The 11,350-nt window shown below is 30.3% G+C and carries 14 protein-coding genes and 1 pseudogene; 10 read left to right on the top strand and 5 right to left on the bottom strand.

Translation table 11 applies throughout. The annotated features are described in order from the left end of the window. From lysA to OT390_RS01695, 4 genes are read right to left on the bottom strand one after another with little or no spacing between them, the layout of a single operon-like run. The gene (gene lysA, locus OT390_RS01710) at positions 1 to 1,209 is read right to left on the bottom strand and encodes a diaminopimelate decarboxylase (protein WP_002860313.1); all 1,209 of its coding nucleotides are present in this window, start codon (positions 1,207 to 1,209) and stop codon (positions 1 to 3) included. 43 nt (positions 1,210 to 1,252) lie between these two features. Beyond that, entirely contained in the window at positions 1,253 to 2,311 is a 1,059-nt protein-coding gene (locus tag OT390_RS01705) for an LptF/LptG family permease (RefSeq protein ID WP_002867746.1), read from the bottom strand. A gap of 1 nt (position 2,312) precedes the next feature. Next, positions 2,313 to 2,858 carry an aminoacyl-tRNA hydrolase gene (pth, locus tag OT390_RS01700; RefSeq protein WP_002854409.1) on the bottom strand — a complete coding sequence of 182 codons (546 nt, stop codon included), beginning with the start codon at positions 2,856 to 2,858 and terminating at the stop codon, positions 2,313 to 2,315. Next, complete coding sequence (locus tag OT390_RS01695; protein WP_002791314.1) at positions 2,855 to 3,391, bottom strand: 50S ribosomal protein L25/general stress protein Ctc; 537 nt, start codon at positions 3,389 to 3,391, stop codon at positions 2,855 to 2,857. The genes pth and OT390_RS01695 overlap by 4 nt, the downstream gene beginning before the upstream one ends. Positions 3,392 to 3,522: 131 nt before the next feature. On the opposite strand from OT390_RS01695, the pseudogene OT390_RS01690 reads away from it, so the two are divergent. The 3 genes and pseudogenes from OT390_RS01690 (at position 3,523) to OT390_RS01680 (ending at position 4,793) form a co-directional block, all read left to right on the top strand. Further along, positions 3,523 to 3,860, top strand: a pseudogene (locus OT390_RS01690) (DMT family transporter). A gap of 3 nt (positions 3,861 to 3,863) precedes the next feature. Continuing rightward, positions 3,864 to 4,178 carry a multidrug efflux SMR transporter gene (locus OT390_RS01685; protein ID WP_002859852.1) on the top strand — a complete coding sequence of 105 codons (315 nt, stop codon included), beginning with the start codon at positions 3,864 to 3,866 and terminating at the stop codon, positions 4,176 to 4,178. 9 nt (positions 4,179 to 4,187) lie between these two features. Next, positions 4,188 to 4,793 (top strand): dethiobiotin synthase, encoded by a 606-nt coding sequence (locus OT390_RS01680; RefSeq protein WP_002816248.1) that lies wholly within the window; start codon positions 4,188 to 4,190, stop codon positions 4,791 to 4,793. Here the strand turns inward: OT390_RS01680 and OT390_RS01675 are convergent. Further along, entirely contained in the window at positions 4,780 to 6,063 is a 1,284-nt protein-coding gene (locus OT390_RS01675; protein WP_052800332.1) for an adenosylmethionine--8-amino-7-oxononanoate transaminase, read from the bottom strand. The genes OT390_RS01680 and OT390_RS01675 overlap by 14 nt on opposite strands. A gap of 66 nt (positions 6,064 to 6,129) precedes the next feature. On the opposite strand from OT390_RS01675, the gene OT390_RS01670 reads away from it, so the two are divergent. From OT390_RS01670 to OT390_RS01640, 7 genes are read left to right on the top strand one after another with little or no spacing between them, the layout of a single operon-like run. Beyond that, on the top strand, positions 6,130 to 7,272 hold the full coding sequence (locus tag OT390_RS01670) for a pyridoxal phosphate-dependent aminotransferase family protein (protein ID WP_052800333.1): 1,143 nt from the start codon (positions 6,130 to 6,132) through the stop codon (positions 7,270 to 7,272). Continuing rightward, entirely contained in the window at positions 7,269 to 7,880 is a 612-nt protein-coding gene (locus OT390_RS01665; RefSeq protein WP_406611503.1) for a pimeloyl-ACP methyl esterase BioG family protein, read from the top strand. The genes OT390_RS01670 and OT390_RS01665 overlap by 4 nt, the downstream gene beginning before the upstream one ends. Then, on the top strand, positions 7,877 to 8,563 hold the full coding sequence (gene bioC / locus OT390_RS01660; RefSeq protein ID WP_061099739.1) for a malonyl-ACP O-methyltransferase BioC: 687 nt from the start codon (positions 7,877 to 7,879) through the stop codon (positions 8,561 to 8,563). The genes OT390_RS01665 and bioC overlap by 4 nt, the downstream gene beginning before the upstream one ends. A 53-nt stretch (positions 8,564 to 8,616) precedes the next feature. Then, positions 8,617 to 9,366 carry a molybdate ABC transporter substrate-binding protein gene (gene modA, locus OT390_RS01655; RefSeq protein ID WP_052800335.1) on the top strand — a complete coding sequence of 250 codons (750 nt, stop codon included), beginning with the start codon at positions 8,617 to 8,619 and terminating at the stop codon, positions 9,364 to 9,366. Next, positions 9,363 to 9,764 carry a molybdopterin-binding protein gene (locus OT390_RS01650; protein WP_002787993.1) on the top strand — a complete coding sequence of 134 codons (402 nt, stop codon included), beginning with the start codon at positions 9,363 to 9,365 and terminating at the stop codon, positions 9,762 to 9,764. The genes modA and OT390_RS01650 overlap by 4 nt, the downstream gene beginning before the upstream one ends. Then, entirely contained in the window at positions 9,757 to 10,425 is a 669-nt protein-coding gene (gene modB, locus OT390_RS01645) for a molybdate ABC transporter permease subunit (RefSeq protein ID WP_002854336.1), read from the top strand. The genes OT390_RS01650 and modB overlap by 8 nt, the downstream gene beginning before the upstream one ends. Positions 10,426 to 10,434: 9 nt before the next feature. Further along, a complete protein-coding gene (locus OT390_RS01640) occupies positions 10,435 to 11,325 on the top strand; it encodes a sulfate/molybdate ABC transporter ATP-binding protein (protein WP_032587332.1) in 891 nt (296 codons plus the stop codon). The last annotated feature ends 25 nt before the right edge of the window (positions 11,326 to 11,350 follow it).

Below are 11,350 nucleotides of genomic sequence, written 5' to 3'. Positions count from 1 at the left end.
TTAAGCCTTTAAAAATTTCTCTTCTAAAGCGATTTGATCTTCAAAATTTTCTCTTTGACGGATCAATCTTACCTGTCCTTCTTCAAGGGCTAATTCGCAAACTTTATTACGAGTATTGTAATTACTACTCATGCTAAAACCATAAGCTCCAGTATTTTTAATAACCATTATATCATCACTTTGAGTGCTAGGCAAAGACCTTGCTTTAGCAAAAAAGTCCCCACTCTCACAAATTCCACCTACAACATCACATAAACTCTCTTCGCCTTGATTATAAGGTAAGATTATTTCATGATAAGCCTCGTATAAACTTGGGCGTATAAGATCATTCATCGCTCCATCTACTACAACAAAACGCTTGGTTTTATTTTGTTTTTCATAAAGCACTGAACAAACAAATTCTCCACTTTTAGCAACTAGATACCTTCCAGGCTCCATTCCTATAGTTAAATCAAGCCCATGAAGTTGTGCTAATATACCTTGTGCATAATCATAAAGATCAGATTCACACTCATCTTTTTCATAAGCCACACCCAAACCACCGCCTATATCAAAAAATTTAAGATCGATTTGCAAGGCTTTTAACTCTCTTACAAGCTTTGCAACGATGCCTGCTGCTTCATGAATGGGAGAAATATCTAAAAGTTGCGAACCTATATGAAAATGCACTCCAACGGGCTCTAAAAAAGATGAATTTTTTGCATAAAGATACATTTTTCTTGCTATATCAATTTCGACACCAAATTTATTTTCATTTAATCCTGTAGAAATATAAGGATGAGTTTTTGCATCAACATTTGGATTAACACGAATACTGATTCTTGCCTTTAGATTAAGTTCTTTAGCCACACTTTCTAAAAGCATCATTTCAGCTTCGCTTTCAAGGTTAATATATAAAATATCATATTCTAAAGCTTGTCTTAACTCTTCTTTGGTTTTTCCTACTCCACTAAAAATAATCTTATAAGCTTTTGCTCCTGCTTTTAAGGCACGCTTTACCTCGCCTATACTCACACAATCAAATCCACTATCTAAATTTGCAAGCATTTGCAACAAACTTAAATTTGAATTGGCTTTTACAGCGTAAAAAATTTGAGATTTTCTTGCCTTAAAAGCCTCTTTGAGATTTAAAAAACGCTCTTTTATGAAATCAAAATTGTAAATATAAAAAGGAGTATTAAATTCTTGCTTTAATTGTTTATAATCCATATTTAACCTTTAATTTTTATAATTTTACTACACAAAGCTTAATTTATCGATGCTTATAATACATATAAGCACTTAAACAACCCAAAATTATAATAGGCACTACAATGCCAATTTCACTTGCAATCACACTATTTTCGCTTAATCTAGTAAGCAAAAACAAGACTCCCCAAATCATCAAAGTCACTACAAAAGCTATAAAAGTTACAAAAGCAAGATTAAAAAATCTTGCTATTACAGGAAAAAAATAATACATAATAAGCATTAAAAATGGTGCAAAAAAAGGAGTAAAAACAAATTTATAAAGATTGATTTTAAGAGCATCTGTATTGACATTTTGCGCCTTAAAAAGCTCAAAACTTTCAAGTGCGTCAGATATTGAATAATCACTATTACTAGCAACCCCTTCTATAATCTTTGGTTTAAAACCCTCAAGTGATTTAAGCTCGGAGAAATCTTGTATCTTTAAACCATCATTAGCAAGTTCATAATTTTTAGGTAATAATGTAATATTACCATCTCGCAAAATCCAACTTTCACCTTCAAAATAGGCGTTTTTAGCACTTACAAAAGAGCTTAAATTTAAATCATTGATATTAAAAATTTTTATATTTTGAGCACTATTTTGTCCATTGTTTATCTTTGAAATATAAACAAAATTATTGTTAAATTTCAAAAACACTTCTCCACTTTGATTCATAATAGTACCATTTTTTAAAATATTTCTCTTATAATCATTTGCATAAGCAAAAGAAGTAAAATTCAATCCTATATAAATACAACAAAAAAATAAAGCCCATAAAAAAGGAAATAAAATAACATAATTTCTGCTCAGTCCTAATGCATAAAGACTTACAAATTCATTTGCTCTGATCATAGAAATCAAAGAAACTACCAAAGCAAAAATCAAAGAAATGGGTAATACATAAGGCACTGCCGAGAAAGATAAAAACATAACATAAAGCAAATCAAGATTTGCGGCTTTTGGTAGATCTTTAAAATTTAAGAGTAAATCAATACCGCAATAAAAACCAAGCAAAGAAAAAAATATAATAAAAAAATTTTTTAAATAAATCCCTGAAATAAAACGAAAAAATATCCACATCTTAAGCCTTTAGGCTGTATTTAGATGATATAGCAGACAAATCATCATTTTCAATAAGCTCAAGCAAAGCTTTTTTTGTATGCTCTAAAACTTTGCTTAAGGTTATTTCTTCTTCGGGTTTAAATTTACCTAAAACATGGGAAATCACATTTTCACCCTTTCCCACTCCTATACGCACTCTTTCATAATCATTTCCACATAAAGTATCTATGCTTTTAAGCCCATTATGTCCACCACTTGAACCGCCTTTTTTAAAACGCAAGGCTCCTAAATTTATATCTATATCATCATGGATAACTATCATTCTTTCGCATTTATAAAAATCATTCACTGCTTTTACACTAAGTCCTGAATTATTCATATAAGTACTAGGTTTAAGAAGAAGTAAAGAAGAACCTATTTTAAAAAGTTCTCCTTTAAATTTAGAGTTTGTAAGATTTGTAAAATTGCTTTCTTTTAAAAGCAAGTCAATTAGCATAAAACCGACATTATGACGGGTATTTTCATACTCTACGCCTATATTGCCAAGCCCTACGACTAAAATCATCTAGCTTTTTCTACACCTACAACCGCTACTCTATCAGCATCAATCATAGTTACTCCCGCAGGAACTACAATATCACGAACAAGTAAAGCATCACCCACATCAAGTTTACTTACATCAAGTTCGAAAAAATTTGGTAAATTTTCAGCTGCACATTTTACTTTTAATCTTCTTTTTGATTGGATTAAAACACCTTTATTTTTAAGACCTATAGCTGTTCCTGTGATTTTAACTGGAACCATGTATTTAGAAATCACACCTTTTTGTGCAACTTTTAAATCCACATGTTTAAGTTCTGCAGTTACAGGATCTTTTTGATAATCCACAACTACAACGCTTAAAGTTTGAGAACCTACTTTTACATCAAAAATTAAAGTAGTTTTTTTACGAACTTCCTTAATAAACTCATTTACTTTAAAAGCGGCATTGATGTTTTCTAATCCTTTTCCATAGATGTTTGCGATTAGATAACCATCTCTTTTTAAAGCTTTAGCAGCTTTTCTACCGATACTCTCTCTAACGATACCTTCTAACATCTTTTGTCCTTTCTTAAAAAATGAGCTTTGATTATATCTAATTTTGGCTTATGGAAAAGTAAATTTATAGCTTCTTTTAATTTCTTTAAGATATAATTTGTTTTATAAATTATGTTAATTTAAGGCTTCATGTGAATGAAAAATTCAATATCAATATAGCTTGGTTTTTAATAATCTTAGGCGGGATTATAGAATGTTTTTGGGTAAGTGGACTTAAGTATTCTACAGAAATTTGGCACTATATTTTAACAGCCATTGGGGTTTGTATTTCTTTTACTTGTTTTTAAAAGCTTGTGAAAGACTTGAAGTAAGCATTACTTATAGTGTTTTTGTAGGCATTGGCACTATAGGAGTGGTTTTAAATGAAATGTTTATTTTTAATGAGGCTGTTTCTATAATTAAACTTGTGCTTATAGCGATTTTACTTTTAAGCATTATAGCCCTTAAATGGGTAAGCAAGGAAGCTTAAACTATGGAATGGTTTTATTTGTTTTTAGCTACTGCCTGTGAAATTTTTGGCGTGGTGATCATGAAAGAACTTATAAGCACTAAAAACAAGCTTTACCTTTTAGCTTTGATAGTGTGTTTTGGATTTTCTTTTACTTTTTTAAGCTTAAGTATGCAAAATATCGCTATGAGCGTTGCTTATGCTATATGGACAGGAGCTGGAACCGCTGGTGGGGTAATGATAGGAGTGCTTTTTTATAAAGAAAGTAAAAGTTTTTTGAAACTTTTTTTAATCGCTGTGATTATTACTTGTACAGCGGGTTTAAAATTTCTTTCTTGAGGATTTTTTGTGCAAATTTATGTAAGTGGAATACATACTGATGTAGGAAAAACACATTTTAGCGCAGCTTTTTGTGCGAATTTTAACTATGATTATTTTAAACTCATTCAAGCAGGAACTCCAACAGATAGTGAGTTTATTGCAAAATTTAGCCCAAAAACAAAGATTTTTAAAGAAGGTATTTTTTTGCAAACTCCAGCTTCTCCTCATCTTGGAAAAATCAAAGAAAAGCTTGATTATAAAGCCTTAGATATCATTTTACCAAAAAGCAAAAACCTACTTATTGAGCTTGCGGGTGGGCTTTTTTCTCCTATGGATGAAAATTACACTATGATTGATTTTGTGAATATTTTCAAACACCCTACGATTTTGGTAGCAAAATACTATCTTGGAAGTATTAATCATATCTTGCTTAGCATTGAAGCTTTAAAGCAAAGAAATATCAATCTTTTGGCCCTTGTAATGATGGGTAAAAAAGATATCTTACAAGATGATTTTATAAAAAATTATGCAAAAATTCCTATAATCAATCTTGATTTTTTTGATGAAAATAGCATTTTAAATAAAGATTTTAAAGAGCAAATGCAAGAAATTTTACAACTTAAAATTCCTTAAAAATCTGCTCTAAACTCTCTAGTACATAAACGATTTGTTCTTTTGTGATGATGTAAGGAGGCATAAAATAAATCGTATTTGCTAAAGGTCTTAAAAGCAAACCTTTTTCTAAGGCTTTTTGAAATACAAAAAGTCCTACGCGTTTATACTTGGTGCTTAAAATATCAAAAGCACTGATCATCCCGCAAGTTCTAAAATTACCCAAAAAGTCAAATTTTTCAAGTCTTGAAAATTCTTTTTTGATAAACTCGCTTAAAATTTGATTTTTTACTAAAATATTTTCATCCTCAAAGATATCTAAAACCGCATTTGCTGCCGCGCAAGCTAAGGTATTTCCCGTATAGCTATGAGAATGTAAAAAAGCCTTTTGGCTTTCATAAGTATCATAAAAAGCATTATAAATTTCATCTCTTGTAAGCACTACAGAAAGTGGCATAAATCCACCCGTTATCCCTTTTGAAAGGCAGATAAAATCGGGGCTTTGTTTGCATTGATGTAAGGCAAACAAAGTTCCTGTGCGTCCAAAGCCCACTGCAATTTCATCAAAAATCACTTGCACTCCAAATTTATGGCAAAACTTTATGGCCTCATCAATAAACCCTGCTTGATACATATGCATATTTCCTGCACATTGCACCAAGGGTTCAAGTATAAAAGCACAAATTTCACTTGCATTTTTTTCTAAAATATCTTTTAAAATTTCAAGCTCTTTAGTGTAGTCTTTGCCTTGTGGCACAGGCGTGCTTAAACACTCTAAAAGCAAGGCTTTGTAAGTATCTTTATAAAGCGCAACATCGCCCACACTTAAAGCCCCTAAGGTTTCACCATGATAAGAATTGCTTAAAGATAAAAATTTACTTTTTTTCACCCCCTTATTTAAATGATAATGAAAACTCATCTTAAGTGCTACTTCAATAGCACTTGAGCCATTATCTGCATAAAAACATTTGTTAAAATTCCTGCCTACTTTTTCGCAAAGTCTTGCAGAAAGCTTGATGATGGGCTCATGTGTAAAGCCTGCTAAGATCACATGCTCTAGCTCATCAACTTGTTTTTTAATGGCATTTGCGATTTTTTCATTACAATGACCAAAAAGATTGACCCACCAAGAACTCACACAATCCATATAAGCTTTATCATCAAAATCATAAAGCCATACGCCTTTTGCTTTTTTTATAGGAATTAAAGGTAGGGTTTCGTGATCTTTCATTTGTGTGCAAGGGTGCCAAATGTGTTTTAAATCGAGATTTTTTAAGATTTGATTTTGCATTATAACTTCTTTTTTAAAAATATTTTGGCAAAATAATACTTTAAATTTCTGAATTTTAGGAAAAAAATGAGCCTTAAAAATATCTTAGAAACCCTTGAAAAAAACCATAATCTTAGAAAACTTACAAGCCTTAAACATGAAGGAAATTTTGTTTTTAAAGAGGGTAAAAAGCTTTTAAATTTAGCGGGGAATGATTATTTAAATTTAAGCTTTTGCAAATCTTTAAAAGATGAATTTTTAGATAATATCAAAGAACAAGACTTATTTTTTTCAAGTTCAAGTTCAAGAAGCTTGAGTGGAAATTTTACAATTTATGAAGAATTAGAAAGCTTTTTAAAATCCAAATTTAAAGAAAAAGAAATTTTACATTTTAACAGCGGTTATCATCTTAATATCTCTTGTATAGCTGCACTTGCAAGCATTTCAAACACACTTTTTTTAGCAGATAAATTCATCCATGCAAGTATGATTGATGGACTAAAACTTGGCGGAGCAAAATTTTTTCGCTTTTATCATAACGATATGAATCATTTAGAAAATTTAATTCAAAAACATTATGATCATTATGAAAATATCATCATTTTAAGCGAAGCGTTATTTAGCATGGATGGTGATTTTTCTGATTTTAATACACTCATTGCCTTTAAAGAAAAATACCCTAAAATCAAACTTTATATCGATGAAGCACACAGCGTGGGTTGCTTTGATGAGGAGGGCTTGGGACTTGTTAAAGCTTTAAATTTGGAAGAAAAGGTTGATTTTATAGTTTTTACCTTTGGCAAGGCTCTTGCTTCTATGGGTGCTTGTATGATTTGTAATAATCTTTATAAAAGCTTTTTTATCAACAAGGCTAGAGCTTTTATTTATTCTACAGCATTGCCTCCTATCAATATAGCTTGGACAAAATTTATTTTTGAAAAAATGAGCGAACTAAAAGAAAAAAGAGAAAAACTACAAATCATAGGCAATTTTTTTAAAAATCAACTCATAGAAAAAAGTCATCAAATTTTAGGCGATGCTTACATCATCTCCTTGGTTTTAGGAGAAAATCAAAAGGCTATAGAATTAGCAAAAAAACTTGAAGTAAATGGCATTTTTGCACCCGCTATAAAAGAACCTACTGTGCCTAAAAATACAGCTAGAATTCGTTTTTCTTTGCATGCAGGACTTAGCAAAGAAGACTTAAAGAAAGTGGTAGAACTTTTATGAAAATAAGCAATTTAATTCAAAATGAAAACTCACAAGAACTTATCTTGGTATTTGGTGGTTTTGCTTCACATCCTAGTCATTTTGCACATTTAAAAAGCGATAAAAATGTAGTTTTGGTTTATGATTATGAAAATTTAGACTTTAAATTTGATTTAAACTCTTTTTCTAAAATCACTCTCATAGCTTTTTCTATGGGAGTTTGCGTGGCAAGTAGAGTTTTAAAAAATATAGAGTTTTCGCAAAAAATAGCTATCAATGGTACTCCTTTTGGTATAGATAAATTAAAAGGAATTCATCCTGCAATTTTTGCTAAGCAAATTAAAAAATTTGATCTTACAGCTTTTAAAAAATCTTTATTTAAAGAGCGCGAAAATGAAGCAAAAGATTTTATCTTTAAAGATGAAAAAGATTTAAAAACCGAGCTTGAAAAACTTTTCGAATTTGCCTTAAAAGAGCGTAATGAAAGCTTTATTTGGGATAAAATTTACTCAAGCAATCATGATGAAATTTTTCCTCAAAATGCTTTAAAAAATACTTTTTCAAAGCTTATTTTTTTAGATGAGCCGCATTTTTCTTTTTTTCATTTTAAAACTTGGGATGAAATTTGAATTTTTTAAAAGCAAAAGATTATCAAAAACACGCAAAAGTGCAAGATTTAATGGGCTTAAAACTTTGTGAAATTTTAAAAAATTTAGAAATTTCGCATTTTAAAAAAGTGTTTGAATTTGGTTGTGGCAGGGGCGAATTTAGCGACAAACTTTCAAAAATTATCACTTTTGATGAATATTTAAAAAATGATATTTTGGATTATCCTGATAATCTTAATGTAGAAATTTTTGATATGAATACCCTAGCTACACAGAATTTAAGCAAGCAAAAATTTGATCTTATCACTTCTAATGCAAGTTTGCAATGGCTTGATTTAAAGCAGGTTTTGCCCACGCTAGCAAATATGCTAAATAAAAATGGGATTTTACTTCTTTCTACTTTTGCAGAACAAAATTTAAAAGAAATCAAGCAAAGTACAGGTTTTGGTTTAAATTATTTTAGCTTAAATGAATTAGAGCAAATTTTTAAAATCTATTTTAATGAGGTAAAAATTACCCAAGAACTCATAAAATTAAGTTTTGATAATGCTTTAGATGTTTTTAGGCATTTAAAATTAAGCGGGGTAAATTCTTTAGGTTTTTATCCTTTAAATAAAAGCTTTTTAAAAGAATTTGAAGAAAAATTTCAAAACAAACTCACTTATCATCCTGTATTTATTTTATGCAAAAAAGATACAAAATAAAATTTCTTATGTTATAATACAAAAAATCAAGATTATCGACAAAGGAAAGTGCAATGAAAAAGCTCGTGTTATGTTTTATAGTGTTGTTTTTATCTTTAAATTTAAATGCACAAAATTTAAGTGTTTTCGTAGCTTCTTCGGCTTCAAAAGCTATGGAAGAGGTCAAAAATGAATTTTTAAAATCACACCCTAATGACAATATAGATCTTGTTTTTGGTGCTTCGGGAAAGTATTATCAACTTTTGAAACAAGGGAGAGAATTTGATCTATTTTTTTCAGCCGATACAAAATACGCGCAAGCAATTTATGAGGATCAAAACGCTTTAGATAAACCAAAAGTTTATGTTTTAGGTATCTTAGCCTTATATAGCTTAGATGAAAGCTTACTTGAAGGTGGGATAGAAAAGCTAAAAGATAAAGCAAATAAAATTCATCACCTAAGCCTTGCAAATCCAAAAGTTGCTCCTTATGGAGTAGCTGCTAAAGAAGTACTTGAAAATTTAAAATTAGACAAACTCTTTGAAGATAAAATTGTTTTAGGTGAAAATATCTCCGTGCCCGTTTTACATGTCGATAGCAATAATGCGGATTTGGGTATTGTGGCTTATTCTTTAGTATCTTCTATCAATCATCCTAAGGGCAAAGCTATTTTAATCGATCAAAAATACTTCACCCCTTTAAAACAAAGCTATGTCATCACAAGATACGCTAAAGATAAAAAATTAGCCTTTGAATTTAGCGATTTTATCAGCTCACAAAAAGCAAAAGAAATCTTTAAAAAATACGGATTTGACACACCTTGAATATCTTAAATGGCAAGATTATAGAGCTTTTAAATGAGGGTGAGATTGTCATCGTTAAGATCAGTATTAAAGAGCATATTTTTAAAGTTTTAATGCTTGATCTTCATTCTTTGCAAGATCTTAAAATAGGTACAAAAATTCAAGTGCTTTTTAAAGAACACGAACTTGGCTTTGCCTTGCCTCATTCTATTTTAAGTGTGGAAAATTCATTTCTAGCAAGGATTAAAAGTATTAAAAAGGGCAAAATTCTATATCATATCTTTTTTGATTTTGAGGGTGATGAAATTTCTAGCATTATCGCTAAAGAAAAAGCCTTAGAGCTTAAGCTCGAAGAAGGACAAGAATGGCTTTGCTTTGTCAAGGAAAACGATATCATTTTAAAGGCTATTTATGGATAATGATTTTTTACAAACCCTTTATCTTACCTTTAAACTTGCATTTATCACTACCTTTATACTCTTTTTCATCGGAGTATTTTTAGCCTATCTTTTAAGCTTTGTGAAATTTCCTTTTAAAAGCTTGGTGCAAACCTTTGTAGCTTTGCCCTTGGTTTTGCCTCCAAGTGTTTTGGGATTTTATTTACTCATAAGCTTTTCACAAAACAGCTTTTTAGGACAATTTTTAAAAGAATATTTTAACCTTTCTTTGGTTTTTAGCTTTGAAGGTTTAGTATTTGCTTCTTTGATTTTTTCTCTGCCCTTTATGGTAAATCCTTTACAAAGTGCTTTTTCATCAATCAATCAAAACCTACTTGATGCTTCTTATGCTCTAGGAAAGGGTAAAATTTATACACTTTTTAGAGTGATTTTACCCAATTCTAAAGTAGGGATTTTTAGTGCTTGCGCGATGAGTTTTGCACACACCATTGGTGAATTTGGAGTGGTGATGATGATAGGTGGACACAAAAAAGGTGAAACTTTGGTCGCAAGTATTGCTATTTATGATGAGCTTGAAGTTTTAAACTATACCTTAGCACATCAATACGCTTTTACTTTATTTGCGATTTCTTTTGCCATACTCTTAAGTCTTTATTTTGTGAACAAAAAAATCGCTCTATAGGCCAATTTTATGATAAAAATCGATATAAAACTTCCCATTAACACAGCAAAAGGCAAGAAGCAACTAGAATTAAACACTTGCCTAAAAGCAAATGAAATCACTGCTATTTTTGGAGAAAGCGGTGCGGGAAAAACGACTCTACTTAAAATCATTGCAGGACTTATAAAACCTGAATTTGGGCGCATAGAAGTAGGAGATGAGCTTTGGCTTGATACCCAAAAAAATATCAATTTAGCCATACAAAAAAGAAAAATTGGCTTTGTTTTTCAAGATTATGCTCTTTTTCCAAATATGAGCGTAAAAGAAAACATTTCTTACGCTGCGACTTCAAAACAAAAAGTAGAAGAGCTTTTAAGCTTAATGAATTTAGAAAATTTAGCCAAAATTTATCCCAAAAATTTAAGCGGTGGACAAGCACAAAGAGTGGCTTTAGCAAGGGCTTTAGCGAGAGAACCGCAAATTTTACTTTTAGATGAGCCTTTGAGTGCATTAGACTTTAAAATGCGATCTTTTTTGCAAGATGAGCTTGTGAAAATTTTACAACATTTTAAAATCACTACTTTATTGGTAAGTCACGATTTGGCTGAAATTTACAAATTAAGTCATAGAATTTTAGAGCTTAGTGATGGAAAAATCATCAAAGATGCAAGAACAAATGAATTTTTTACCTCATCAAATTTAAGTGCGAAACTGCGTTTAAGTGCAACTTTGCTTGAGATTAAAAAAAGTGATATTTTGATGATTTTTACCCTACTTTTAAATCAAGATATCGTTAAAATCACACTTAGCGAAGAAGAATTTTTAAGAACTTATAAAAATGTAAAAATCGGCGATACGCTTTTACTATCCATAAAAGCCTTTAACCCTATCATCGTAGGAAAACCTGATAAACAAAAGTAAAAATTTAATTTTTCTATAGAAATTT

The sequence above is a fragment of the Campylobacter sp. CFSAN122748 genome (assembly GCF_045277125.1).
GTDB classification, from domain to species: Bacteria; Campylobacterota; Campylobacteria; order Campylobacterales; family Campylobacteraceae; genus Campylobacter_D; species Campylobacter_D jejuni.
Note: the sequence above shows the minus strand (reverse complement) of the source record. Positions and strands in the feature narration are given on the sequence as shown.

Coding starts and splice junctions, on each gene's coding strand:
- lysA (WP_002860313.1), bottom strand. CDS start 1,209: ATGGATTATAAACAATTAAAGCAAGAATTTAATACTCCTTTTTATATT.
- modB (WP_002854336.1), top strand. CDS start 9,757: ATGGATAATGATTTTTTACAAACCCTTTATCTTACCTTTAAACTTGCA.
- modA (WP_052800335.1), top strand. CDS start 8,617: ATGAAAAAGCTCGTGTTATGTTTTATAGTGTTGTTTTTATCTTTAAAT.
- OT390_RS01665 (WP_406611503.1), top strand. CDS start 7,269: ATGAAAATAAGCAATTTAATTCAAAATGAAAACTCACAAGAACTTATC.
- OT390_RS01640 (WP_032587332.1), top strand. CDS start 10,435: ATGATAAAAATCGATATAAAACTTCCCATTAACACAGCAAAAGGCAAG.
- pth (WP_002854409.1), bottom strand. CDS start 2,858: ATGATTTTAGTCGTAGGGCTTGGCAATATAGGCGTAGAGTATGAAAAT.
- OT390_RS01695 (WP_002791314.1), bottom strand. CDS start 3,391: ATGTTAGAAGGTATCGTTAGAGAGAGTATCGGTAGAAAAGCTGCTAAA.
- OT390_RS01675 (WP_052800332.1), bottom strand. CDS start 6,063: ATGCAAAATCAAATCTTAAAAAATCTCGATTTAAAACACATTTGGCAC.
- OT390_RS01685 (WP_002859852.1), top strand. CDS start 3,864: ATGGAATGGTTTTATTTGTTTTTAGCTACTGCCTGTGAAATTTTTGGC.
- OT390_RS01670 (WP_052800333.1), top strand. CDS start 6,130: ATGAGCCTTAAAAATATCTTAGAAACCCTTGAAAAAAACCATAATCTT.
- OT390_RS01705 (WP_002867746.1), bottom strand. CDS start 2,311: ATGTGGATATTTTTTCGTTTTATTTCAGGGATTTATTTAAAAAATTTT.